This window comes from Arhodomonas sp. KWT2 (genome assembly GCF_041949875.1).
GTDB classification, from domain to species: domain Bacteria; phylum Pseudomonadota; class Gammaproteobacteria; order Nitrococcales; family Nitrococcaceae; genus Arhodomonas; species Arhodomonas aquaeolei.
Map to the genome: position 1 here is coordinate 252986 of NZ_JBHFPQ010000049.1, position 24798 is coordinate 277783.

Annotated in this window: 16 protein-coding genes; 10 read left to right on the forward strand and 6 right to left on the reverse strand. The window is 68.3% G+C overall.

What is annotated here, in order from left to right; translation table 11 throughout:
• Positions 1-10: 10 nt before the first annotated feature.
• Positions 11-820 carry a CbbQ/NirQ/NorQ/GpvN family protein gene (locus ACEZHJ_RS13545; RefSeq protein WP_018718911.1) on the reverse strand — a complete coding sequence of 270 codons (810 nt, stop codon included), beginning with the start codon at positions 818-820 and terminating at the stop codon, positions 11-13.
• 145 nt (positions 821-965) lie between these two features.
• Positions 966-1367: a putative zinc-binding protein gene (locus ACEZHJ_RS13550; RefSeq protein WP_163142421.1), complete on the reverse strand. Its 402-nt coding sequence runs from the start codon at positions 1365-1367 to the stop codon at positions 966-968.
• A 77-nt stretch (positions 1368-1444) separates the two neighbouring features.
• Here ACEZHJ_RS13550 and ACEZHJ_RS13555 point away from each other — a divergent pair, with 77 nt between their 5' ends.
• The 4 genes from ACEZHJ_RS13555 (at position 1445) to ACEZHJ_RS13570 (ending at position 6630) form a co-directional block, all read left to right on the forward strand.
• The gene (locus ACEZHJ_RS13555) at positions 1445-2197 is read left to right on the forward strand and encodes a helix-turn-helix domain-containing protein (protein WP_018718909.1); all 753 of its coding nucleotides are present in this window, start codon (positions 1445-1447) and stop codon (positions 2195-2197) included.
• A 188-nt stretch (positions 2198-2385) separates the two neighbouring features.
• Positions 2386-4845, forward strand: a complete 2460-nt coding sequence (locus ACEZHJ_RS13560; RefSeq protein WP_259201553.1) for an outer membrane beta-barrel protein — start codon at positions 2386-2388, stop codon at positions 4843-4845.
• A gap of 15 nt (positions 4846-4860) precedes the next feature.
• A complete protein-coding gene (locus ACEZHJ_RS13565; protein ID WP_375036618.1) occupies positions 4861-5265 on the forward strand; it encodes a hypothetical protein in 405 nt (134 codons plus the stop codon).
• 147 nt (positions 5266-5412) lie between these two features.
• Positions 5413-6630, forward strand: coding sequence for a hypothetical protein (locus ACEZHJ_RS13570; protein WP_259201555.1), 1218 nt, complete (start codon positions 5413-5415; stop codon positions 6628-6630).
• Between the two features lie 324 nt (positions 6631-6954).
• On the opposite strand, the gene ACEZHJ_RS13575 is transcribed toward ACEZHJ_RS13570, so the two are convergent.
• The gene (locus ACEZHJ_RS13575; RefSeq protein WP_259201556.1) at positions 6955-8694 is read right to left on the reverse strand and encodes an alpha/beta hydrolase; all 1740 of its coding nucleotides are present in this window, start codon (positions 8692-8694) and stop codon (positions 6955-6957) included.
• A 172-nt stretch (positions 8695-8866) separates the two neighbouring features.
• Between ACEZHJ_RS13575 and ACEZHJ_RS13580 the strand changes: the two genes are divergently transcribed.
• Both ACEZHJ_RS13580 and ACEZHJ_RS13585 read left to right on the forward strand, forming a co-directional pair.
• Positions 8867-10225: an MFS transporter gene (locus ACEZHJ_RS13580; RefSeq protein WP_375036619.1), complete on the forward strand. Its 1359-nt coding sequence runs from the start codon at positions 8867-8869 to the stop codon at positions 10223-10225.
• 84 nt (positions 10226-10309) lie between these two features.
• Positions 10310-11485, forward strand: coding sequence for a trans-sulfuration enzyme family protein (locus ACEZHJ_RS13585; protein WP_375036620.1), 1176 nt, complete (start codon positions 10310-10312; stop codon positions 11483-11485).
• A gap of 87 nt (positions 11486-11572) precedes the next feature.
• Here ACEZHJ_RS13585 and ACEZHJ_RS13590 read toward each other — a convergent pair whose 3' ends face one another.
• Positions 11573-12964 carry a multidrug effflux MFS transporter gene (locus ACEZHJ_RS13590; RefSeq protein WP_375036621.1) on the reverse strand — a complete coding sequence of 464 codons (1392 nt, stop codon included), beginning with the start codon at positions 12962-12964 and terminating at the stop codon, positions 11573-11575.
• Between the two features lie 125 nt (positions 12965-13089).
• On the opposite strand from ACEZHJ_RS13590, the gene ACEZHJ_RS13595 reads away from it, so the two are divergent.
• On the forward strand, positions 13090-14334 hold the full coding sequence (locus ACEZHJ_RS13595) for a hypothetical protein (protein WP_375036622.1): 1245 nt from the start codon (positions 13090-13092) through the stop codon (positions 14332-14334).
• A 154-nt stretch (positions 14335-14488) separates the two neighbouring features.
• On the opposite strand, the gene ACEZHJ_RS13600 is transcribed toward ACEZHJ_RS13595, so the two are convergent.
• Entirely contained in the window at positions 14489-15388 is a 900-nt protein-coding gene (locus ACEZHJ_RS13600; protein WP_018719609.1) for a DMT family transporter, read from the reverse strand.
• Positions 15389-16090: 702 nt separating this feature from the next.
• Here ACEZHJ_RS13600 and ACEZHJ_RS13605 point away from each other — a divergent pair.
• Together ACEZHJ_RS13605 and ACEZHJ_RS13610 are read left to right on the forward strand one after the other, a co-directional pair.
• Positions 16091-18877 (forward strand): WG repeat-containing protein, encoded by a 2787-nt coding sequence (locus ACEZHJ_RS13605; protein WP_375036623.1) that lies wholly within the window; start codon positions 16091-16093, stop codon positions 18875-18877.
• A complete protein-coding gene (locus tag ACEZHJ_RS13610; protein WP_375036624.1) occupies positions 18874-21765 on the forward strand; it encodes a WG repeat-containing protein in 2892 nt (963 codons plus the stop codon). Before ACEZHJ_RS13605 ends, ACEZHJ_RS13610 begins: the two co-directional genes overlap by 4 nt.
• Before the next feature lie 392 nt (positions 21766-22157).
• On the opposite strand, the gene ACEZHJ_RS13615 is transcribed toward ACEZHJ_RS13610, so the two are convergent.
• Positions 22158-23189, reverse strand: coding sequence for an Ldh family oxidoreductase (locus ACEZHJ_RS13615; protein WP_018719612.1), 1032 nt, complete (start codon positions 23187-23189; stop codon positions 22158-22160).
• Between the two features lie 205 nt (positions 23190-23394).
• Here ACEZHJ_RS13615 and ACEZHJ_RS13620 point away from each other — a divergent pair, with 205 nt between their 5' ends.
• On the forward strand, positions 23395-24771 hold the full coding sequence (locus ACEZHJ_RS13620; protein ID WP_163140384.1) for an MFS transporter: 1377 nt from the start codon (positions 23395-23397) through the stop codon (positions 24769-24771).
• The last annotated feature ends 27 nt before the right edge of the window (positions 24772-24798 follow it).

Consider the following 24798-nt stretch of genomic DNA (forward strand, 5'->3'; position numbering starts at 1 on the left):
GTCCGCGGGGTCAGCCGAGGTGGGCGCCGACGACATCCATCAGCGCCTCCAGGGCGGCGGGCTCGTCGCTCAGCGGCTCCGCCAGGCAGGCGCGGCAGGCCGCGAGCGGTGCCACGCCCCGGGCGATCAGCCGGGCCGCGTGGACCAGCAGCCGGGTGGAGGCGGCCTCCTCGAGGTCGTGACCGTCGAGGCGTCGCAGGTCCGTGGCCAAGCGCACGAGCTGCTCCGCCCGTGCCGTGTCGATCCCCGCTTCCCGGGCGACGATCTGCCGCTCCGCGGCGGCGTCGGGGTAGCCGAAGGACAGGGCCACGAAGCGCTGCCGCGTGCTCGGCTTCAGGCCCTTCATCAGGTTGCGGTAACCGGGGTTGTACGAGACCACCAGCAGGAAGTCCGGGTGGGCCTCGATCAGCTCGCCGGTGGCGTCCAGCGGCAGCACCCGGCGGTCATCGGCGAGGGGATGGAGCACCACGGTGGTGTCCTTGCGCGCCTCGATGATCTCGTCGAGGTAGCAGATCCCGCCCTCGCGCACCGCGCGGGTCAGCGGACCGTCCTGCCAGTAGGTACCCTCGCTGCCGAGCAGGTGGCGGCCGACGAGGTCGCCGGCGGTCAGGTCGTCGTGGCAGGCGACGGTGTAGAGCGGGCGCTCCAGACGCTCCGCCATGTGCTGAACGAACCGTGTCTTGCCGCACCCCGTGGGGCCCTTGATGAGTACCGGCAGGCGCTCGGCGGCGGCGTGCCCGAACAGTGCGACCTCGTCACCCAGGGCGTGGTAGAAGCTGCCGGCGGGGGCGGTTTCGGCGGTGTCGCTGACGATGTGCATGGTTGAATCCCCTATGTTCCGATTAAAAAGTACTATAGATACATCTTAAAAGAAACACTTGGAATGCATGTTGACCACGATGCTTCGTTCGGCCCGGCCGGGGCGCCCCGGTTACGGGCGGTGTCCCGGCCGGCCTTGCGCGGGGTCAGCCGCGAACCGCGGAGGCATCCGTTGCTGGCGCGAACAGGCCCGCGCCGGTGGCCTCGGCCTCGACGCGCTGGCGCACCTCGGCAACCGTCTCCTCGCCGTAGTCCTCGCGGTAGCGCTTGCGCAGGTCGTGATCCGTCAGCGTCGTGTGGTAGTCGGCGGTGACGCCGACGCCCTCGAGGCAGTGGCGGACACAGGCCAGAGGGCAGCCGTCGATGGCGATGACGGGCCGGCCGCTGCGGGCCCGGCGCACCAGTGAGCGCACACCGCCGCCGACACCGGCAATGCAGGACATCTCCGCGCGGCCGTCGCGGTCCATGGCCACGGCGACACGGTTTGCGAGCTGGGCGACATTGGAGCAGCCGGAGCAGGCGTAGACTAGCGGTCGGGACTCGGTCATGACGGGCTCCTGTTATTGCACTCGGGAAAATACATGTATATTTAATGCAGGTTAATGATCGATCAGGAGGGTAAGCCATGTCGACCGACGCGCCGTCACAGGCCCTTGACCGCGGGGACACAATACCGGTGCTGCAGGGCTGCACCGACTGTGACCTCTACCGCGTGTGCTTCCCGGAGGGGTTGCGCAATCCCGTCGGCGAGCCGGACACCCCGATGGTGCACCAACGCGTGACCCTGCCGGCGCGTCAGGCGCTTCGCTGGCGGCCGGGACGTTGCCTCGGGGTGTTGCGCTCCGGGGCGGTCAAGCGCTCGCGCTACACGGCGACCGGCGAGGAGGTCATCGCCGGCTTCACCCTGCCGGGCGAGCCGATCGGGCTCGATGCCGGTGAACGCATGGCCCCGGACGAGCGGCTGGTGACGCTCGAGCGCAGCCGCGTCTGCGAGCTCCCGTGGGAGACCGTGGAAGAGGCTATGGCGGCGGATCCGCGCGTCCGGCAGGCGGTCAACCGACTGCTGCGTGAGGAGCTCAGCACGGCAAGGGAGCGCCTGCTCGGCGCCTGCCGGGGCTCGGCGCGGCAGCGCGTTGCCGGGTTCCTCCTGGACATGGCCGAGCGCCGCTGCCGCCGCGGCTTCGACGGCATGCGCCTGCGCCTGGCGATGGGGCGGCGGGAGATCGCGGCTTATCTGAACATCACCCTGGAGACCGTCAGCCGCACCGTCTCGCAGCTCGGGCGCGAGGGCATCATCGGCGTCGACGGTCGGCGCATCACGCTGCGCAACGCGCTGTCCCTTGCCTATATCGCGGACGGTGTGGAGATGCCCGCCTAACCGGGCGGTAGAGTCCGTCTCTGCGCGCTGTGCACAAAAAGCAGTGTCATTGACTCCGGTCAATTCCTGACCTGAAACGTTCGGTAAGGTGTTCCCCGGTATATGCAATATGCTGATATGTATATGCCGAATGACGAATCGGACGGGCGGGCCGGTTCGAATGTGGACAGGTTAGTACCGGAGGGGTGATGCGGGGCAGGTTGTTCCCACTGGCAATGGTGCTGGTGGTGGCCGGGGGCACGGCAGCGGCACAGACGGGCGTCGGCGACGGCGCTGACACGGATAACAAAGGGGACGCGGCAAAGGGGGTACGCGTCGGGGATTTCTACCTCGATCTCGGTGCCGGCGTGACGCGCGGGCACGAGGACAACCTCTACGCCACGCCTTCCGACCCTGAGTCCTCGCTGGTGACGACGGTCACGCCGTGGCTATCGGCGACGTCGGACTGGCAGCGCCACGAGCTCAGGCTGCGTGCCGGCGCAGAGCGGGCACGCTACACCGGGCATTCCGACGAGGACTACACCGATCACTACCTCCGCCTGGACGAGCGCTATGAGCTTCGTGGCGGGGGCAGCGTGTTCGGTTCGCTGTCATCGGTCTCCGATCACGAGGACCGCAGCGCTGTCGATACACCCGGCACGGCGGCCGAGCCCACGGAGTACGACCAGACCCAGGCGGTACTGGGAACGGCCCTGCCCGTCGGGGGGGTCGAGGTGCGCGGTGGGCTGACGGCGACGGATCTGGACTTCGAGGACGTCCCGCTCACCGGGGGCGGCTTCGCCAACAACGACGACCGTAACCGCCAGGAATACGAGCTCGGTGGCCGCGTGCTGCTCCGGCGGGACGCGGGCTGGCGGCCCTTCGTGCAGGCGGCGGTCAACCGTCGGGACTACGAAGACCGCTACACCGACTTCGGTTTCCAGCGCTCCAGCGACGGCGCTTCCGTTGCGGTGGGGCTGGCCCGGCCGTTGCCGGGCGGTTCGGCGGAGCTGCTGGTCGGTCATATGCAGCAGGACTATGACGACCCGCGATTCGATCGCATCGAGGCGTGGGATGCCGGGGCACGCGTGGAGACCGACGTGACACCGCGTACCGGCGTGGAGGTGAGCTTCTCGCGCTCCATCGAGGAGACCACGCTGCCCGGCGTGGCCGGGGCGGTGGACAGTATTACCCGGGCGACGCTGGATCACCGCATTACCCGGCGGTTCAGTGCCTCCGTCCCCGTGTACTGGGTGCGCAGCGATTACAGGGACAGTGACCGCACCGATGACGTCACCGGGGTCGGACTCCGCCTGAGCTACCGGCTCACCCCCCGGCTGACCCTTACTGGTGGCCATATCTTCGAGCGCCGCGAGTCGAACATGGACGCGGCGGACTACCAGGACGCCACCACCTACGTCGGTATCGACGCGAGTCTTTCCGCGCCGCCGATCCGGGCGCTGCGCGGTGAGTCGCGCTCCGGTGCCTATGTCGGCGTGCATGGGGGGCGGGCGTTCACGAGTGCGGAGTTCAGCGGTCACCGCGGGCCGGCTTCCGGCAACGGCAGCGTGGATGGCCGTTTCGGCGACTTCTCCACCGTCGCCGGCGGCTTCGTCGGCTACGGCTGGGGCATGGACCGCTGGCTGCTGGCGCTGGAAGCGCAGATCGATAAGGCGAACGGGGAGTGGCGACATCACCGCGACGAGCGCGATTTCGGCTCACAGCGTAACGAGCGCTACGGTGGCGGCGTTCGACTCGGCTACTGGGTCAACGACGGCGCGATGCTGTACGGCCATGCGGGTCTGTCGGCGGCCGAGTTCGATACCCATTACGCCCACGGTGGCAGCATGGTGAGCGATACCGGGACTCAGCGCGGCGTGAGCCTCGGCACGGGTATGGAGCTGTCGCTGACACGCCGGCTATTCGGCAGGCTGGAGTGGCGTTATACGGATTACGACGGCTACGACGTCGATTACGGCAACGGCACCGACCGGTTCTCGCCGGAAGCATCCGCCATCACCCTCGGTCTCGGCTACCGGTTCTTCGACGCCGCGCCGCAGCGCACGGTCAGCCGCAGCCCGGACGTGTTTACCGGTCCATACGTCGGCGCCCAGCTCGGTTGGGGCTCGCTGCACACGGACAACCGGGGCGACAACCGCGGCCAGGCCGGGGTCGGGGATCTCTCCGCGGAGCGAGCCGGGGACGGCGGCGTGGCCGGCGTGTTCGGCGGCTACGGCGCCCGCCTGGGGTCACTCTATCTCGGCGTCGAGGCGGAGGCGGAGCACTCCGAGGCCGGCTGGGACTCCGCCCGGCGGCCCGACAGACGCATTTACTCCGTCGACCGCGGCCCGACCTACGGTCTGGGCCTGCGCGTCGGCTACCTCCTGGGGGGCAACGCCCTGGTCTATGCGCGGGCCGGTCGTGTCCGCGCGGAGCTGGACACGGACTACCGTTTCGACGGCATCGGCGTGCACGTGCGCGATGAGCGGGACGTGTGGGCGACGCGGGCCGGCATTGGCGTCGAGGTCCCGACCTCCGAGCACGCCTTCGTCCGTCTCGACTACACCCGCACGGACTACGAGGACTACTCGATCCGCTACGACACGGGCACCGAGACCTTCGACAGCGACGAGGATCTCTTCCGCATCGGTCTCGGCTATCGGTTCTGACCGGGGAGGCAAGACGTGAACAGCAGCTCAAATAAGCGCATCCGTCGGTGTGTCATGGTGCTCGCCGGCGCGGTGCTCCTGGCAACCGTTGCCGTGGCGGTGGCCGAGGATGCCCACAGTGGCGGACACGACGGCCACAGCGGTCCCGGTCGCGGTATCGGCTATGACGGGGTCGGCCACCAGGGCGGCGGTCACTCTGCGGCCAACCCGCGCCACGATGGCAGCCTGCTCGAGGACGAGGTCTTCCGTGGCCACCGCGACGGCGGTGGCGGCGAGGGCGGTGAGCACGAGGGCGGGGAGCACGACGACAGCGACCAGGACCACGCTGCAGGCGGCGAGCACCCGGACGAGCGCATGGAGCACGGCCACGATGACCACGAGGGCGGTGAGGAGCGTCCGGAGCAGGATTCACACTCTTGAGGGCGGACCGTCGCCGGGGCGCGTCGGGGAGGGATTGCCAGGCAACGCGTGATAGTGATCCGGAATTTTCAGCCCGGCTTGTTGTTGGGAATGCAGGGTGTACCTGGAATCGGGGCACCTGCCGGAAGGGATAGAGAGGACGCAACCATGGAAATCAGACAGGGACTTTTCGGGACCGGCCTCGCGCTGGCCATTGGCGCGGCGTCTGTGATGGCGCTGCCGATCGTTGCGCCGTCCACGAGTGTCGCCGTGGCGCAGGATCACAACGGTGCCGGCAAGGGCGCCGGTGGTGGCGGCCAGGGCGGTGGCCAGCGCGGTCAGGGTGGCCAGGGTGGTCAGGGCATGCAGGGCAGTGGCGGCCACGGCGGTGGCTCGGCACTGGAGGACGAGGTGATGCGAGGCCGTCGCGGTAGCGACGCCGCGGGCGAGGATGCCGAGGAGGACTCGGATCGTCCGGCATGGGCCGGTGTCCCCGGACGTGACGGCAAGCCCGGGCGCGGCAACGCCGAGCCCGGCACGTCCAAGGGCGGCGACTACGGTGACCTCTGGGCGATCCTGCGCGACGACGAGGGCAATCCGGTGCTGGACGATAACGGCAATGTCCAGCCCTGCCTCAATGCCGACTGTACCGAGGTGGCGCAGTTGACGGAGGACGGCGAGCTCCCCGATGAGCTGGCCGACCAGGTCATGGAGGTGGAGTTCGGGCGGCTCAATGTCGCGCGGGCGCCGTCGTCGGTGCTGGATCACTCGCTCACCGAGGCCCTGGCCAAGGTGGACGGCATGACCATCACCGAGGCGAACCTCATGGACGTGACCGACGAGGCCGGTCGCCTCGTGGACCTGCTGGGCAACACCATCGACTCGCCGCTGGAGAACCTCGCGATCTACAAGGCCCTGCTGGAGGCCAGTTCGGGCGAGACGGTGGATGGCTACTACGTGCTGTCCGTGGTGGCCCAGGACGAGGGCGGTGATTCCAGCACCCTGACCCTGCGGGTGGCTCCGGATGTGCTGGGCACGCTCGCGGCGTCCGCAATCGCCGGCGCGTCCGACAAGACCGGTGAGCTCACCGTCGACGAGGTCGTCTACATCAGCAGCTTCATCGGCGTTGACGACGAGCTCGGTGCACTGGTCTCGGACTACACCTATGACCGGACCGCCCGGTTCGACCGCGAGGTCACGGCGCTGGTGTACGATCCGGATAACAACGTCTACGTGCCCACCCCCACGGATATCCTCGAGGCGGTGAGCTTCGACAGCATCCCGGCCATCGATGGCGATCAGAACGGCATCGATATCTTCACGCAGAACGCGGACGATGCCGTGCAGGTGCTTGAGTACGTTCACGACAACGCCCTCGAGGAGTGACCGGCGTCCCGCCCTTCGGGCTGGAGCGGTAACAGGGGCGCGCCGTCATGGCGCGCCTTTTTTCTGGTTCATCGCCGCCGATCGTGGATCAGGCCGGGTGGAGAATGAACGTGTCGTCGGTGTTGCGCTGAATGCGGGCCGCGGGAAGGTCGGATTCCCGGGCCAGTGTCCCCTTTGATCCAGTCCACATCCGTGCCGTGCGCCCGCTCCGGCCGGTGCCCGAACCGTCGGCATATCGGCTCCGGTGAGGGCCGTGGCATGCCGTGACGGGCATGCGGCGGGTACAGGTGGTTCCCGTTGTGGTGGACGGGCTGATCATGCCGGTCAGCTCATGTGGACGTACGTGCCCGGGGCGTCGGGCAGCGAGGTCCCGCGGTCACGGCCACGCTCGGGGGGACGGGCCGGCACCGTGGCGCCGGAGTGGCGCGCGAGCCATTCGGCCCAAGCGGGCCACCAGGAACCGTCGACCGGGGCGAGGGAAGCCTGCCACTCATCCGGGTCCAGGTACGGGTCGCCCTCGGTGCGCGTGCCGATCCGGAAGTGCCGGTGTGGATGACCGGGCTCGCTGATCACGCCGGCGTTGTGGCCGCCGTTGGTAAGCACGAAGGTAACGGCCGTGTCGGTGAGCAGCTTGATCTTGTACACCGAGCGCCACGGTGCGACATGGTCGGTCTCCGTGCCAACGGCGAAGACGGGGACGTGGATGTCCGTCAGTGCGATGGGCTGGTCGTCGACCCGGTATCGGCCCTCGGCGAGGTCGTTGGCGAGAAAGAGCCGGTGCAGGTACTCGGAGTGCATTCGGAATGGCAGCCGGGTGCTGTCGGCATTCCAGGCCATCAGGTCCGTGATCGTCTCCTCACGCCCCAGCAGGTAGCTGCGGGTCATGCGCGACCAGATCAGGTCGTTGGCACGCAGGAGCTGGAATGCCGCGACCATCTGCTTGGGATCGAGGTAGCCCTGATCCCACATCACGTCGTCCAGGTAGGCCACCTGAGCCGGGTCGATGAACAGCATCAGCTCACCGGCCTCGCTGAAGTCCGTCTGCGCGGCGAACAGGGTCATGCTCGCCACCTGGCGCTGTGCCTCGCCCCGCAGGGCGGCGAGCGCGATTGCGAGCAGCGTGCCTCCAAGGCAGTAGCCCACCGTGTGTACGGGTACGTCGGGGATCAGCCGGCGCACGACGGACAGGGCCCGGTAGAAGCCGCGATCCAGGTAATCGGCGAGGCCGATGTCACGGTCGTCCTCGCCGGGGTTCACCCAGGAGATCATGAACACGGTGTGCCCCTGTGCCACCAGGTAACGGACCAGGGAGTTCTCCGGGGAGAGATCAAGGATGTAGTACTTCATGATCCACGCCGGGGTGATCAGTACCGGCTCCGCGTACACCTCGGTGGTGGCGGGGGTGTACTGGATAAGCTCCATCAGCCCGTTGCGGTAGACGACGTTGCCGGGGGTGACCGCGACGTCCTGCCCGACCACGAAATCCGCCGGTGGCGGCGGGGGCATGCCGGACATCAGACGGTTCCAGTCCCCAAGCGCGTTGCGGGCGCCGCGCAGGAGGTTGTTCCCGCCCTCGTGGAACGTCGTCTCCAGCAGCTCCGGGTTGGTCGCCAGGAAGTTCGCCGGCGAGAAGACGTCCAGCCACTGGCGCGCCATGAAGGCGACCACGTCCTGGTGGTGCGGCGAGACGCCGGAGACGTCCGTGGTGGCGTTGTGCCACCACTGCTGGGTCAGGAGGAAGCCCTGCTGGAGCATTCGGAACGGCGGCATGCGCCAGCCGGCATGGTCGAAACGGTGATCCTGAGGCAACGGATCTATGGCGTCCGGGGCGTGCGTTTCCATGTGGCAGCGACAGGCGAAGTCCGCCCAGCGCGACCACTTGCTCAGTGCCTTGAAGGCGAGCTCGGTCTGCTTGCCGGGTGAGTTGCCGAGGTGGCTGGCCCAGTCCTGGAACGCCAGCGCCACGGCGGCGGGTGAGACGGCGCTGGTGAGCCGCCCCTGCCAGGCGTGGTAGAGACGGTCGACGGCCCGGAACGATTCCCCGGACGGTGCGTAGGGCAGCATGGATCACCTCCCCGCCGCTCGCATGAGTCAACACGCCAATGGTCGCGCAACGGCAGCGCCCCGCCATGATGGCGGTCAAGAGTGGTGCGGTCCCCGGCGATGGAGACGGACCTGCGACCGGGTGAATCGCGTATAACGGGAGGGATTCCGGCAACGCTCAGGAGTGGGACCCATGGCACGGACGCTGATCTCCATTGCCCAGCTGCTGATTGCGGTTGCGCTGCTGGAGACGGGGTCGGGGCTGCAGGGCGTCGTCGTGCCCCTGGAGGCCCGGACGATGGGCTTCAGCAACCTGGCCATAGGGCTGCTGGGGTCCGGCTACTACGGTGGTTTTATTCTCGGCTGCCTCGCGGTGCCGGCGCTCATACACCGGGTCGGGCACATCCGGGCGTTCGCGGGGTTCAGCTCCCTGGTGGCCGCCGGACTGCTTGCACACACGCTGTTGATGACCGACGCGTTGTGGTTCGGGCTGCGCATGGTGGTGGGCTTCGGTTTCGCCGGGCTCTACATCGCCACCGAGAGCTGGCTCAACGACCTCGCCCCGACGGCAACACGGGGCCGCGTGCTCGCGGCCTACATGCTCGTGAGCTGGGCGGCGCTCATCGCCGGCAAGCTCGCCTTCGGCTGGGCGGGGCCGGTCGACTCGGTGCCGCTGGTGCTGGCGGCCATTGCCGTCTCCCTGGCCATTCTCCCGGTGGCCTTCACCACCATGCAGGCGCCGGGGGCGCAGGCCGGAGCGCCACCGGTCCTCGGGCGACTGTTGGCTGTCTCGCCGGTCGGTGTGCTCGGCTGCCTCGGTGTCGGCGTCGCCAACGGCACGTTCTGGACCCTTGCCCCGCTGTTTGCCGAGGCCGGTGGGCTGGACGCCATGGGGGTGGGGCTGTTCATGGCGGTGGCGATTCTCGGCAGCGTGTTTACCCAGTGGCCGCTGGGATGGTGGTCGGACCGCGTGGACCGGCGCAAGGTGATCGTGTTCACCTGCCTCTTCGCCAGCATCAGCGGGGTCGTGCTCGCCGGCTCGTTCGGCAGGGACGCCCACGTGCTGCAGATCGCGGCCTTCGCATTCGGGGCGAGCGCGTTGCCGGTGTATTCCCTGTGCGTCGCCCACGCCAACGACTATGCGCCCAATCAGGCCTTTATCGAGGTCAGTAGCCTGCTCCTGCTCGTGTTCAGCCTGGGGGCGGTGATCGGTCCGCCGGTGGCGTCGCTGGTGATGGACATGGCCGGTCCCGCCGGGGTGTTTCTCTTCACCGCCGGCGTGCACGCCTCGCTCGTCGTCCTCGTGCTGATCGCGATTTCGGCCGGGCGCGCCGCGTCACAGGCGGAGAAGGGGGCATTCGTCGCCGTGCCGCGGACCACGCAGGCGGTCCTGGCGCTGGATCCGCGTGCTGCGGGGAGCGGCGCACCCGGGGACGTTGCGACGCTCGGGGAAACGGAGGGTGAACCGCCGGCGGTGCGTGACGACGCCGGATTCAACGGTGAACGGGGACCGGAAGAAAAGGAGACGCCGGGCGATCCGCCACCGGCGTGAAGTGACTGACGGGGCGCCGCCTCGCATGACGCCGCGGGATCGGTCATCCTCTGCGAATTCCACATACGCCTTGACGGAGGACCCATGGCGAGCGATGAGCGTTTCCCCACGCGCTGTATCCATGCGGGGCAGGTTGCCGACCCTTACGGGGCGCCGTACGTGCCGGTCTACAACACCACCACCTTCGGCTTTACGGACACGCAGGCGCTACGCGAGGCTGCCGCCGCACCGGACCGCCGTCCTCTGTATACGCGCTACGGCAGCAATCCGACGATCTTTGCCGTGGAACGCCAGCTCGCCGCACTGGAGGGCGGTGAGGCGGCGCTGGTGTTCGGGGCCGGCATGGCCGCGATCTCCGCTGTATGCATGGCGCACGGGCAGGGCGGGGTGGCCGTGGTCGGCAACGCCTACGGGGGCACGCTGGAGCTGGTCTCGGAGCGTCTCCCGGCGCTCGGGTGGCGGGGGCACCTGGCCTTCCCCGACGAGATGGAGGCGCTCGACGAGGTCCTCTCTGCCGGTTTCGGCGTCGTCATCATCGAGACGCCCGGCAATCCGGACCTCGCCGTGCTGGATATAGGCGCTGTCGCCGAGGCCGCGCACCTGGCGGGGGCGCTGCTGGTGGTGGACAGCACCTTCGCCTCGCCGGTGAATCAAAACCCCCTGGCGCTCGGTGCGGATCTCGTGGTGCACAGCGCGACCAAGTATCTCGGTGGCCACAGCGACCTCACCGCCGGCGCGGTCATGGGGCCGGGGGCGCTACTGGAGCCGGTGGCTGGCTGGCGCAAGACCCTCGGCCAGACACCGTCGCCGGAGACTGCTGCGCTGCTCGCGCGCAGCCTGCGCACGCTGGACGTGCGGATGCAGCGCCACAACGCCAATGCCCAGCGCATCGCCGAGGCCATGGCGAACCATCCGGCGGTGCGCCAGGTGCATTATCCGGGGCTGCCGGACCACCCGGACCATGCCCTGGCCCGGCGGCAGATGCGCGCTTTCGGGGGCATGCTTTCGCTGACCCTGGAAGGGGACGCGGCCGGCGCGATGGCTATGGTGGATGCCCTCGAGCTCTTCCTGAATGCTCCCAGCCTCGGCGGCGTCGAGAGCCTGGTGACTCAGCCGGTGATGACCAGTCACGCCGACCTGGACGAACGCGAGCGTGCCCGGCGGGGCATCGGCGAGACCATGGTGCGCCTGTCCGTCGGCCTCGAGGACGCGGACGACCTGATCGCCGACCTGGAGCAGGCGCTGGCCCGCGCGGGATAGGTGCTGCGGGAAGGGTAGGGGGCGGCGTGGGCGTTCGGCGGCGAAAGGCGATTGCACGACCGCTGTCCGCATTCGGGCGGGCTGCTCTTAGCGAGCTCGGCGGTGTATCAGGACGACGTATCCTGAGCTGACCAGCGTGCCGGTCGCCGCCATCGCGACGACCAGCCCGAGCGGCTGCGGCGTGCCGTCGGCGAGCAGCCCGACCAGGGCGGAGCCGACGACGCCGCTGCCATACTGGGTCGCGCCCACCAGGGCGGAGACCGCGCCGGCGCGCCGGGGAAAGTCCTCCAGTGCGCCCGCCATGGCATTGGCGATGATGAACCCGGTGGTCGAGACGAACGCGAACAGCGGTACGGCGATCCCCCAGAGCCCGCCCCAGCCCGTGGTGGCGTTCACCCCGGTGACCGCCGCGCAGCCAAAGGCCGCCAGCGATCCCGCGAGTAGCATCCGGTTCACGCCGAAATACCGCACCAGACGCGCGTTGACGAGGTTGGTGGTCATGATGCCGATCACGCCGGCACCGAAGAGAAAACCGTAGAGCCTGTCCGGCACGCCGTAGTAGTCAATGTACGCGAACGGCGTCCCGGCAATATAGGCGAACATGCCGCCGTAGAAACACCCGCCCACGCCGACGTAGCCGAGCAGGTGCCGGTGGCGAATGAGCCCGCCGTAGCGACGGAATGCCTGCGCGAACGTTTCGCGGCTGCGGTGTTCCGGGGCATGTGTCTCGGGCAGTGTCAGCAGCAGGAGCAGCGCGATCGCACCGATGCCGACCAGTGTCCAGAAGATCGCGCGCCAGCCGGCGAAGGCGGCAATCTGGGCGCCGACGAGTGGACCGAGCAGGGGCGCGATTGCCATGATGGTCATCAGGGTCGACATCATCTGCGCCGCCCGATTGCCGTCATACAGATCGCGGACCATTGCGCGCGAGAGCGCAACGCTCGCGCAAGCGCCTATGGCCTGCACGACCCGCCAGGCGATCATGATCGCCGCACTGTCCGAGAGGGCACAGCCCGCCGAGCCTATGACGAACAGGATCAGGCCGATGGCCACCGGTACACGGCGCCCGAAGCGGTCACTCACCGGACCCCAGATCAGCTGCGTGAGACTGAAACCGACCAGATAGCCCGAGACGGTGAGTTCGATCGTTCCGTCCCCCGCTCCGAGCGCATCCGCGATTGCCGGCATGGCCGGCAGATACAGATCCGTCGAAATCGAGGCGAACCCCATCAACAGGCTCAATATGGCCAGAACGTACCAGCCCTTGTGTGCGGCGGGGGCGGCAGTTGTTGGCTTGGATGGCGTATCCGGCATGTTCACAACAATAAAGGCCGTAATATTGTTCGACCAGACGGGATTGATTGGATGCCGTAATGAATTCCGTTCATTAATACGGTGGAAAGCCTGTCCGGGTGATCCCTCGGGGCAGCCGAGCGAACGCGTATGGGCAAAGGGGGGCGGACCGAATGCCGGACTCATTGCCGGAGTGTCGGCAACGCAGCGCTAGCGCCGCTTCTACCCGTTGTGGTGCTTGCAAGAGTAAGTGCCCGGTAAGGCCGGGGGTCTAGAAACGTAAACTCACCCCTTGCTTGTTCGGAGACGTCATGCCCTTTAAAGACCGTTGCATTCCCGCGAGCCCCCTGTGCCGTGTCCTGTTCGCCGCGCTGATCACGGTGTCGTTCGGTGCCGGGGCCGCGTCGCCCGTTACGTTTGTCGCCCGGCAGGCCGTGGATGGTGACGTGTTCGGTACCACCGTCGCCATCGACGACGGCCGGGTCGCGGTGGGTGCGTCCTCGACGGACCTTGAGCGGGACGACGTCGGCGCGGTCTACCTGTTCGACCGCACCGGGGGTGGCATTGCGCCGGCCGCGATGCTCCAGGCGTCCGACGGCGAGCTCGCGGACGGGTTCGGCGCGTCTGTCGCGGTCAGTGGCGACACGGTCCTCGTCGGGGCGCCGGGCGTGGTGCTCTCCGAGCTTAACGAGGGGGCAGCGTATCTCTTCGAACGCAAAGGCGGGGCGTGGACCCCGGTCGCGAAGCTGCGGCGCGATACGGTCGGGAAGAACGACATGGCCGGCGTTGCCGTGGCCCTGGATGGTGGTGTCGCGGCCATCGGTGCCCCGGGGGCGGACGTCGTCGGCGAGGACTCGGGCGTGGTACTGGTCTACGAACGCGGGGAGGGCGGCTGGACGAAAACCGCGTCCCTGACGCCGAAGTCCGCCGGGGAGCGCTTCGGTTCCGCCGTCGCCGTAGACGGAGACCGTATCCTGGTGGGGGCCAGCGGCGACGTGCCGGCGAAGGAGACGACGGGCAGCGCCTACGTCTTCGGGCGCCGGGATAGCGGCTGGGAGCAGGCCGCAAGGCTGACGCCGTCGGACGGCGGCGGTGGCGACGGCTTCGGTGACGCCGTGGCGCTGGCCGGTGATTGGGCCCTGGTCGGTGCACGCTTTGCCGACCTCGACGGCAGCGACGAGGGGGCCGCGTACGTCTTCGGGCGCACGGGTGAAGGCTGGAGCGAGATCGCGAAGCTGACCGCACCGGAACCGGCGGATCGCGACCAGTTCGGGCACGCCGTCGCCCTGGCGGGGGACATTGCGGTGGTGGGCGCGCCGCGTGTCGACGAGCCCGGGCGGGACAGCGGTGCCGTCTGGACGTTTGCTCCGGGCGACGACGGGTGGCGCCTGAGCACCCGGCTGTCGCCGTCGGCGCCGGACACCTATGACGAGTTCGGCTCCGCCGTTGCGGCCGGCCAGGGTGCCGTCGTCGTCGGTGCACCGCAGGACATCCCGGCGGATGCCGACGGTGAGGTCGTTACCGGCACGGCGACGCTGTTTCCGGCAGTGCACTAGCTCCGAGGCGATTTGCCGGCAGGAAACGCGCTGCGGCATGCGTGTCGCAGTGCGTCGGGAATAGCCTGCAAGGCACTGGATATAAAGGGCTCCATATGCCCTTCGCAAATGGGTCTGTCGCCCCGTATCGCCCGTACGAGCCGTAGGGCGGCGATCACGGCGTGTTGTCGGCGCGACTGCGTCGTACCGGCCAGACCTCCAGCACACCCGCGCACAGCACCAGGGCGCCACCGGCGATCTCCTGCGCCCCCAGCAGCTCGCCGGCGATCAGCGCCGCCGAGATCAGGCCGACCAGCACCTCCGACATCAGCAGGATGCCCACCCGGGCGGGCTCCAGCCGGGCCGCCGCCCACATCAGGCAGGCCATCGACAGCCCCCACCAGATGCCGCCGGTGACGAGGGCCCAGCCGAGCGCGGGGGCCGCGGCGCTCGCCGACAGTCGCGGCAGGGGCGCAAGGGCCGGTGCGAGAACGGCGGCACCGATACAGGCGCCGAGGGCGAAGACGAAGGCAGACTTGCCCGGTGCCACCGCCGGGCGGGAGCGGATCCCCGTGGTGGCGATGGCCCAGAGCAGCCCGGAGGTCAGCCCGAGCCAGTCGCCGAGGCCGTGCGGGAGCGGGACGGCACCGTCTGCACCCAGCACGAGGGCTAGTCCGGCCAGACCCACGACGATGGCGACGAGGCGCGGCCATGGTGTCGGCCAGCCCATGACGTAGCGGCCGATCAGGGTGCTCCAGACCGGCGTGAGGAAGAACAGCAGGACCACGATGGCCACGCGTCCGTAGACCAGGCCGGCCGAGTAGAGGACGAAGGCGAAACCGCCCAGGGCAACCCACACCAGGGCCGCGCGGCTGGACGGTACGGATTGGTGCGAGGTTCGCACGGCGAACGGTAGCAGCAGGAGGGCGGCCACAGCGACGATCGCCAGCGTGCCCCAGGCGCCCGACAGGCCGAGCTCGGAGAGCCGCCGCACCGGCAGCCAGTAGAAGCCCCACAGGCATCCGGTACCGACGACGAATAGCGTGGCCAGGGTGGTGTTGTGGTCGTTGCGCATCCAGCTAAGAGGGTGGGGATTGGCGCCCTACCTTAGCATCGGGCGAATTGCCCGGTATTGGCTGCGGCGCGTGACCTACCGGAATGTGCAGCCTTCGGCCGCGGGCACGCGACGTTCCTGCGCTCGCGACGCCGCGGAGACGTCGCACACCTGTCGGTGCACGACCTACGGGATGGGGGGGGGTGGGTGCCATGGTGGTCGGTCGTGCGCGGCCGTCGGCCGTGTGTCACATCCTTGCCGGGGGCGCCCGCGGGATATCGCGCGTGGCGGGCGCGCGAGCTGCCGGGGTCAGCTACACGCCCGGCCGGGCGGTCATGCCGTCCCTTACGTTGGCGGCTCCTGGCTGGCAATACGTTCCGGGCCTGCGGCGGTCGCCACTGCATGACCGGTCCAGCACACATTTGGGGAGAATGCCGGCTGCCCTGTGCAGCCGACCTGCAGCGGACCACGTTGCAGACGGTGGGCGTAACGGACGGGGCGGTCCCAGACGCGGTATGTGCGCCGGCCATTGTGCGTGGGTCTTCCGTTGCGGTGATGGCCGGCGACGCGCCGGTAACGCCGGTGTATGGCATGCGGGACCGTGCCCCGTGTATCCTCCCCGCGATGCATTCCCGAGGCATGGCCCCATGCAGCGTGTTCGCCCCTGGAGCGCGCCGGTGCAATGGCCTCACGCATATCGGATATCGCTTTCAGGGAAGAACAATGTCTCGTGTTATTTCGGCATCCCTGATCGGTGCGTTTGCCGCCGTTCTCTCTTGCGTCGCGCAGTCCGCGATCGTCCACTGGCCCACCCTGTGCAACTGGCAGAGCGATCGCCTGAGCTGTTTCGGGACCTTCCACGAGGGACTGGCGCGCGCACCGATCGGAGACCTCGGTGCGCGGCGGCCGACCATCGGCTACATCGACAAGTCCGGCTCGATGGTGATCGAGCCGCGGTTCGACGATGCGACGGATTTCGCCAACGGCCTGGCCGCTGTCTCCCGCGACGGCGAATGGGGATACATCGACGTCCGGGGCGAATGGGTCATTCCGCCGCAGTTCGAGGATGCCAACCCGTTCGGCGCCGGCGGTGCGGCGATGGTCAGGGTGGAGGGCCGTTTCACGCTCATCGACCGTACCGGCGCGACTATCAGACGCCTGCCGGACGGTGCGTTCTATCGGGCGCCGTTCCGTCAGGCCGAAATGGCGCTGTTTCCGGTCAGGGTGCCGGTGCCGCCGAAGGTCTGGCGCGCCACGAACGGCGGGGCGGTGACGTTGCCCGGGGACACGCTCTCCGTGTCCGTCAGCGCTGATGCACCGGAGGCACTCGCCGTTCTGGTCAGGCTGTCGCCGGAGCGGGTGCGCTGGGGACTGTACGATGCCCGGGGCGGGTGGCGTCTCTCCCCGGAGATGCTGGACGCAACGGCCGAGCCGGTGACCGATGGCGAGCTGACGGCGATCAGGGGCGACGAGACGTGGCGGCTGTACGACAACCAGGGCCGGCTGCTTGGTGAACGTAACTATCGCACATTCAAGCCGGTGCTTACCGGTACCTGGGTCGCTGAAGATGACGACGGCGAACGGTGGCTGGTGGACGCGGCCGGCAACGAGATCGAGACGCTCGAGCGCTATGCCTCGCCCTACGTTGAACGTGACGGATTCGCCGTATACGAACTCGAGGATGCCGTCGTCATCGCCCGCCGCAACGGCGAGACGGTTCGCGTAGCCGCACCCGGGCTCAAAACGCTTTATTTTCGCGACGGCATACTCTGGCTCTATGACGAGACACGCGATGTCATGGACATCCGGGACCTCGCGGGCGAGTCCGTCATTGACGAGGAAACCCGGCAGCGCCTGAAGGATTACCGGGTCGATCTGTTCACGCTGCCGGCGGATGTGGAGGAGGGCGATACCGACCGGTCTCTCCCCCTCGCCGCGCTGAGACCGCGCGATGGCGGGCAGCCGTTGGCGGTCCTGAGCGCCGACGGGCGCATCGTCAGCAATGAAGACTGGGACACGTTCACGGATACCGATGACGTGCTCGCGCCGGCGCTGGTTAAAACCCGGGGTGGCCGGATCGGTGCCATCGATGCCAGCGGGGACTGGGTGATCCCGCCCGATTATGCCGACATGGTGGCGTTCTCCGATGTCTATACCCTGGCACAGTCCACCGCCGGCGGGCGTGTGGTGATCCTCGACCGGGACGGCAATCGCTATCCGCTGCGTCCCCATATCTTCGAGCACAACCACGGGTTCAACGGTGGTCTGCTCGAGTTCAGCGAGCGCTCGTCGCAGGGCGGCGCCCGATGGGGGCTCTGGAGCGTGACCGAAGGCGCGGTAGCGGCCCAGCCCAAGTTCACGTCCATATCCGGGTTCGTGGACGGCTACGCGCCTGCCGCGGTGCGAACCGATGCCGGCGATGATCGTTGGGGGATCATCGACCGGCAGGGCGAATGGGTCGTCGAGCCGCTGCACGACGACCGTTCGCCGCCGGAGCGTATCGCCCCGGGGATCTACGAGATCAAACGCCGCGCCGTTGAGGGCGACCCCCGTAGTGACCGGCATTACCAGCTCGTCTCGACCGAGGCCGGCGAACCGATCACCGGGCTACTGTTCGAGTCTGCGGAAGTCGTGGGGCCGCAGCGTTTCCTGGTCCAGCCCATCAATGGTGGTGTCTGGCTCATCGATCGCACGGGTGACGCGCTCGCCATCGCCGAGGGCCGGGTCAAGCGTTTCGAGAGCAACGGGACGCTAGCGCTCACGCTCTTCGAGGACGGCGACGGCGCCCTCGACAGCGACGGGGAGTGGCGGGTCGAACCGGTCTACGCGGCCTCGCTGGACTTCGTGCCACCGCTGATGCAGGCACGGGTCTATGACGGCCGGGAGACCGTCGTGGTGGACGACGAAGGGAACGTCCGGGCGGACGACAACCTGACGCCCGTCCCCGGGATGAGGCGCTATGCCCTGAACCTGGAGGGGGACGACGCGACGGCGCTGGTCAACGCCGAAGGCGACGAGCTGACGCGGATTCCGGGGCAGCGTGCCTTCGATACGGCCTCCGGGGCGAACGGCCTGGTCGCCTGGCGGGAGGACGGCTCGGATCTCTACGGGTTCATGAACGCGCAGGGCGAGAAGGTCACCGGTGCCTATTTCACCAAACTGGGTGCCATGCGCGGGGACCGGGCGGCGTTCCAGCGCCGAAAGATATCGGGCGAACTTATCGGCTTCATCAGCCGGGACGGCGGGATCGCCATCCCCGCGGCCTACAAGCGGGTGTCGACCTTCAGCGAGTCGCGGGCGCTGGTTTCCGGTAAGGAAGGGGGGCTGTTCTTCATCGATCCCCAGGGCCGGAAAACGGTCGGTTTCGGTGTCCTCTGCAACCGGATCGTGGTCACCGATCCCGAGGACGAGGTGATCTGGCCGGAAGAGCTCGACAGGGCCACGTTCCCCTGTCTCGAAGAGGATTCCCGGAATGACGACGGTTCGCAGAAAAAGGAAAACGCCTCGTGAGGAAACAGGGAACGCTCCATTGCCTGGTATCGCTGTCGATTGCCGCCACCGTGGCGGCCCTGATGCCGGCAGACGCGGCGGCGCGGGACACGGACCGCTGCTTTACGTCGAAATACACACGGCCATTCAGCGACTACCGGCTGAATGCCCATGGCCGGAACCGCGGCAGCACCTGCCTATATGAGCTGCGCGAGGGGCTCGCCGCGTTGCGGCTGCCCGCGGAGGGGGTCGACATCGACGATGTCGCCGCCGTCGACGGCTTCGCCGAGTATCGCTGGGGATTCATCGATACAGCGGGCGCACTGGCAATCCCGCCGCGGTTCGAGGATGTCACCGATTTCCACGGCGGACTGGCCGGCGCCTACGACGGCGAGCAGTGGGGCTATATCGATCGCCGGGGCGAATGGGCCATCGAACCACAGTTCGAGGACGTTCGGGCTTTCCGGGATAACGGTATCGCGGCCGCTGTCCGTGACGGCGAGTGGGTGCTCATCGACCGTTCGGGGGCAGCCCTCAACGTCGAGTTGCACGATCATGTGAACCAAATCCGTGTCGGCGACGGTACCCCCGTGCGGGTCGAGGTCGAGTACGGAGCCACCTACGAGAACGCCGATGGAGAGACGCTCGCCGTACCCGAGGGGATCACCCTGGTCGAGCCGTTCGGGTCGGCGGGGCTGTTCATCGCACGCCGCGATCGCCGGTACGGACTCATCGACCGGGATCTGGAATGGCAGATCAAACCGGATTACAGGGATATCAGCGCGCCGTCGGAGTCCGGGGCGGCGGCCTTGGCTGCGGGCGGTCCCGAGGGCGATGCACTGATTCGCCAGGATGGCAGCGCTGTGGGGAAGGACGGCGCAGCCGTGCGGCGTAGGGGCGATTTCTGGCGCGTTACGTGGCCTGACGGCCGTAATGCCGTCTTCGATCTCCAGGGCGAACGAATCGCCGAATTCGGTGGGGAGGCTGACAGTCGCGTCAGGGCAATGGGTTCCTTCCTGGTCGATTCGGGGGGCGACAGCACGAAGGTCATCGGACCGGCGTTCGACGAGCCGGTCGTGCTCGCCTCCGGGCTCACTCCCAAACCGGTTCGTTCCGCCGGCCTGTTGGTGGTGTTCGACGGCGAGACGCTGGCGGGCGTGATTCTCGGATCCGGCACCTATCTCACCGGCGAGGACAGCAAGGACGGCCGCGACTGGTTCGGGCAGATCGCCTACGCCGAGCGTCACGGCGCGTGGACGTGGTTCCGCGACCGGGACAAGGCGCTAATCCAGATCGTCGATCCGCACGGGCGTCCCCTGCTCGACGAGGCCACGCGCAAACGCCTCGGCAACCACCATATCGAGCCCCTGGAAACGGCGGAGGGCGGGGCCGGGGACAATCCGGCCGCGATTGCGTTGATCAGCGAGAGCCGGTACTGCCACTGCGGGCCCGGTGCCGGCATGTTGATGTCCGACGGCCAGCTCGAATTCCACGAAGACTGGCAAAAGGTCGAGTCGCTCGATATCCGCGGGCCCGTGCGTGGGCGGCGCTTCGCGTTTCACACCGACGAAGGCGTCGGGATCCTCGACGGGCAGGGTTCGGTCATCCTCGCCGCCGGGCAGGAGCATATCGATGATTTCCACCACGGCAATGCCCTTGTGTACGGAGATGGCGTGACCCGGGTCGTGGACCGCTCGGGGCAGCTCTTCGACATACCCAACGGCTTCGGCATGTCGGTGGTCGCCCCCGGAATCATGCGTTATCGCAGGAGCGCCGCGGCGGAGGCGCTGTTCAGTCTCTACGACCTCACCTCGCAGCAACCGATCACCAAACCCCGGTTCCAGGACGTGGGGGATTTTCACGACGGTCAGGCCACGGCGGTCTCGCCGGAAGGGAAGACCGGTGTGATCGACAGGGCCGGCGAGTGGGTGCTGGCGCCGGCGTATGCCGCGGTTGAGCCGGTCAACGGCCAGCTGTGGATCGTTCAGCGGCGCCGTGGGAGCGACCCGTTCGAGGACATCCCCCGAGCGCTGGTCGACGCGGACGGCGAGACGATCGTTCCCTATACGGAAGGTCTGCTTTCCGCGACGGTGCTCGACAACGGCAGTGTCGAGGTCCGGGCACACGGTCCGGCCGGTGTCCACAAGTTGCTGAGTCCGTCCGGGGAGGTGCTTTTCGATGGCGACGAGGCGACGTTCACCGTCATGGGCGACTTGCTGAGGCTGCGGCGTCGCCCCGCCGTCGGCTACCTCGGTGACGACCACGAATGGGCCATTGGGCTCGAACCCGGCACGGGCAGTGTTTTCCATGCCGATCCGCAAAGGGCTTTGCGTTCAAGCGGCGAGGGAGCGGAGATCATCGATGCCGAGGGCAGCGTCGTCGCGACCCTGCCGGACGGCGAATGGCGCTGGCCGACCGCTGCGTCCCACATCATAGGGCGTGTGCACGAGGGCGGGGTGACGAAAACGAAATACGCCGATCCGAACGGCGAGATCACCCTCATCGTTGACGGCAAGGCCGGCGTGTTCCACGGCGATACGGCGATGGTGAGCCGAACCGATGGCGAGGACGGGTTCTGGGTAGACGCCTCGGGGGAACGCCGGGAGATCCCGGGACGTTACTCGGACCTCGGGCTGCCCGCCGACAACGGCCTGGCCTACGCGGCCAGCGGCGGCCGTTACGGCTTCATCGACGGGGACGGACGGTACGTCATACCGCCGGTCTACGATCTGGTAACGGATTTCCAGGACGGGCGCGCCATCGCCACGACGGAGCGCAGCGCGATGATGATCGACCGCCAGGGCCGGCCCATCGCCCGAGTGGCGAGTGAATGCGGTGTCAGGGTGCTTTACGGCCCCGACAACGAGCGTGTCTGGCCGGAGCGTCTGCCCCAGCGCTGCCGGCACTGATCCAATGCAATGGTAACGGCCCCGGCGCATCCCGTGTGCCGGGGCCGTGCCGTGCGCCGGCGGGGCCCCGCTGTGCCCGCCACCGTCCGCTCCAGAAATTCGGGCGAGTAGGTTGGCTGCTTACGGCAGCCAACATCCGGCCTTGCGGCACCGACACTGTCGGCTGCCAGGAGCAGTCGATCTACGGCGGACGCGCGCCGAGGGGCACCGGTGGTGTCCCCGGCGCATCAGCGCACCGCGGCAGCCCCCTCCCGCTCGAGAAATTCGGGCGAGTAGGTTGGCTGCTTACGGCAGCCAACATCCGGCCTTGCGGCACCGGCACTGTCGGCTGCCAGGAGCGGCCGACCTACGGCGGAGGCGCGCCGAGGGGCACCGGTGGTGTCCCCGTCGCATCAGCGCACCGCGGCAAGCCCCTCCCGCTCCAGGCGTTCGAGCTGGGCGTCTTCCTCGGCCGTCAGCACGATCCCGTCCGTCTCGGCGGTCTCGCGTGCCGCGAAACGCCGCTGGGAGGGGAGGCGGGCGCCCTGTCCGACGATCGCGTCGAACAGCATCTCCGCCCGGGCCTCCGGCGAGCCCTCGCGGCCCGCGGCGAAGCGTGCCGGGTCGAAGGCCAGGATCAGCTCGCCGTGGCTCGGAGAGAGCGAGGTGTCGCCCAGCCAGTCCAGGGCCTCCCGGCTGGTGAGATCGCCGATCATCGCGCCGGCCAGCAGCTCGATCATGGTCGAGATCGCCGAGCCCTTGTGGCCGCCGAAGGGCAGCATGGCCCCGGCGAGGGCCTCCTCCGGGTTATCGGTGGGACTGCCGTCCGGCCCGAGCGCCCAGCCAGCCGGGAGCGTCTCGCCGGCGCGGCGGCGCAGCTCTATCTCGCCGCGGGCCGCCACGCTGGTAGCGAAGTCGAAGACGAAGGGATGGCCGCGCCGCGGCCACCCGAATGCCAGGGGGTTCGTGCCCAGCAGCGGCTCACGTCCGCCGACCGGGGCGACGGTCGCATAGCTCGGGCACATCGCCAGCGCGGCGAGACCGTGTTCGGTGATCGCCTCGATCTCGGGCCAGAGGGCGGCGAAGTGGGTGCAGTCGTTGATGACCATCGCGGCGACGCCCAGCGTGCGTGTCCGCTCCACGAGCTTCGGCAGTCCGGCCTCGAAGGCGGCGTTGGAGAAGCCGCCCGCGGCATTCACGCGGACGATGGCGCTGTCGTCGGCGGAGACGACGGGCACCGCGTCCGCTACTACCTTGCCCCGCTTGAGCGTGCGCAGGCAGCCCTCGACGCGGTAGATGCCGTGCGATTTGCAGCCGTCGCGTTCGCCAGCCACCAGCACACGGCTCAATGCGTCGGCGTGATCGGCGCTGAAGCCTGCGCCGCGAAAGATCGCCTCGACCCTGGCGGTCAGCTCCGGAATCGAGGTCACCTGTTGCCCGTCCATCAGGGGTCTCCTTCAGGGTTAATTGGATATTTTATCCAATCTAATGTGCCCGCTGTAGTGGCAAGGCACAAGCACACATCCCCGAGTGTCACGCCGGAGGCCTCGTCAACGGCGCATTGGAAACGGGTGGCGGCGACGTGGGATCCTGTGCCGAACGCTCACGCCGTCCGCGCTGACGGCTATTCCAGCCGGGACATCGGTCACCATGCTTTCCGGACCACTGCTCGACAGACGCTACCGCCATCTCTTCGCGGCCCAGGTTATCGCCCTGGCGGGCACAGGGCTGACGACGATCGCGCTCGCGCTCCTCGCCAACGAGCTTGCCGGTGAGCGTGCGGGGCAGGTTCTCGGCACCGCGCTCGCCATCAAGATGGTCGCCTATGTGGGCATCGCGCCGGTGGTCGGTGCCTATGCCGGCCGTCTGCCACGGCGCGGGCTGCTGGTCACGCTGGATCTGCTCCGGGCCTCCGTGGTGCTGCTGCTCCCGTTCGTTACGGCCATCTGGCAGATCTATGTCCTGATCTTCCTGCTGAATGCGTGCTCGGCCGGTTTCACGCCGGTGTTCCAGGCGACGATACCGGACATCATTGACGACGAGCAGCGCTACACCAGGGCGCTCTCGCTGTCCCGGCTGGCGTATGATCTCGAGAATCTACTCAGCCCCACCGCCGCCGCCCTGCTTCTGGCAGTCATGGGCTTCGATGTCCTGTTTGTCCTCAACGGGCTCGCGTTCCTCGCCTCGGCGGTGCTCGTGGTCTCGGTCGCCCTGCCACGGGCGAGGCCGTCCGGGATGGTCGAGAGCGTCTGGCGGAAGATCAGCTACGGAACCCGCGTCTACCTGCGCACGCCGCGCCTGCGGGGTCTCATGGGCCTGAACATGGTGGTGGCCTCGGCGGGCGCCATGCAGATCGTGAACACGGTGGTCTACGTTCGCTCCGGGCTGGGCCTGGCCGAAACCGCCGTGGCCATCGCGTTCGCGGCGGCTGGAGGCGGGTCGATGCTGGTGGCCCTTGGGTTGCCCCGCTTGCTGGACAGGCTGCCGCAACGCCCTCCGATGCTTTTCGGCGGGGTTGTGATGTCGGCGAGTCTGTTTCTCGGCCTGCTCGAGCCGGGATATGAAGCCCTGCTCGCTATATGGTTCATGCTCGGTGCTGGCACGTCCCTGGTGCTGACGCCGGCGGGCCGACTCCTGCGGCAGTCGAGCCGTGAGCAGGACCGGCCCGCGCTGTTCTCGGCACAGTTTTCGCTATCGCATGCGTGCTGGCTGCTCGCCTATCCGCTTGCGGGATGGCTGGGGGCGGAGGCCGGACTGACGACGACTTTCGCGGTTCTCGGTGTGATCGCACTGGTGTCGACCGCGGCGGCCGCCTCGCTCTGGCCGCGGCATGATCCCCTGGAGCGGGAGCATGATCATGAGCCGCAGCAGCACGAACACCTCCACTACCACGACGAGCACCACCAGCACGAGCATGAAGGGTGGGAAGGGCCGGAGCCGCACACGCACCCGCACCGGCACACGCCGGGCCGCCACCGCCATGCGTTCGTGATCGATCTGCATCACCGCGACTGGCCCGCGGGTTGACGGGTTTGCGACGCGGGCCCAGCGCGC

What these genes read in the sequence shown, in the direction of transcription:
- ACEZHJ_RS13545 (WP_018718911.1), bottom strand. Translation starts at nt 820, where the DNA reads ATGCACATCGTCAGCGACACCGCCGAAACCGCCCCCGCCGGCAGCTTC.
- ACEZHJ_RS13550 (WP_163142421.1), bottom strand. Translation starts at nt 1,367, where the DNA reads ATGACCGAGTCCCGACCGCTAGTCTACGCCTGCTCCGGCTGCTCCAAT.
- ACEZHJ_RS13555 (WP_018718909.1), top strand. Translation starts at nt 1,445, where the DNA reads ATGTCGACCGACGCGCCGTCACAGGCCCTTGACCGCGGGGACACAATA.
- ACEZHJ_RS13560 (WP_259201553.1), top strand. Translation starts at nt 2,386, where the DNA reads ATGCGGGGCAGGTTGTTCCCACTGGCAATGGTGCTGGTGGTGGCCGGG.
- ACEZHJ_RS13570 (WP_259201555.1), top strand. Translation starts at nt 5,413, where the DNA reads ATGGAAATCAGACAGGGACTTTTCGGGACCGGCCTCGCGCTGGCCATT.
- ACEZHJ_RS13575 (WP_259201556.1), bottom strand. Translation starts at nt 8,694, where the DNA reads ATGCTGCCCTACGCACCGTCCGGGGAATCGTTCCGGGCCGTCGACCGT.
- ACEZHJ_RS13580 (WP_375036619.1), top strand. Translation starts at nt 8,867, where the DNA reads ATGGCACGGACGCTGATCTCCATTGCCCAGCTGCTGATTGCGGTTGCG.
- ACEZHJ_RS13585 (WP_375036620.1), top strand. Translation starts at nt 10,310, where the DNA reads ATGGCGAGCGATGAGCGTTTCCCCACGCGCTGTATCCATGCGGGGCAG.
- ACEZHJ_RS13590 (WP_375036621.1), bottom strand. Translation starts at nt 12,964, where the DNA reads ATGAGTCCGGCATTCGGTCCGCCCCCCTTTGCCCATACGCGTTCGCTC.
- ACEZHJ_RS13595 (WP_375036622.1), top strand. Translation starts at nt 13,090, where the DNA reads ATGCCCTTTAAAGACCGTTGCATTCCCGCGAGCCCCCTGTGCCGTGTC.
- ACEZHJ_RS13600 (WP_018719609.1), bottom strand. Translation starts at nt 15,388, where the DNA reads ATGCGCAACGACCACAACACCACCCTGGCCACGCTATTCGTCGTCGGT.
- ACEZHJ_RS13605 (WP_375036623.1), top strand. Translation starts at nt 16,091, where the DNA reads ATGTCTCGTGTTATTTCGGCATCCCTGATCGGTGCGTTTGCCGCCGTT.
- ACEZHJ_RS13615 (WP_018719612.1), bottom strand. Translation starts at nt 23,189, where the DNA reads ATGGACGGGCAACAGGTGACCTCGATTCCGGAGCTGACCGCCAGGGTC.
- ACEZHJ_RS13620 (WP_163140384.1), top strand. Translation starts at nt 23,395, where the DNA reads ATGCTTTCCGGACCACTGCTCGACAGACGCTACCGCCATCTCTTCGCG.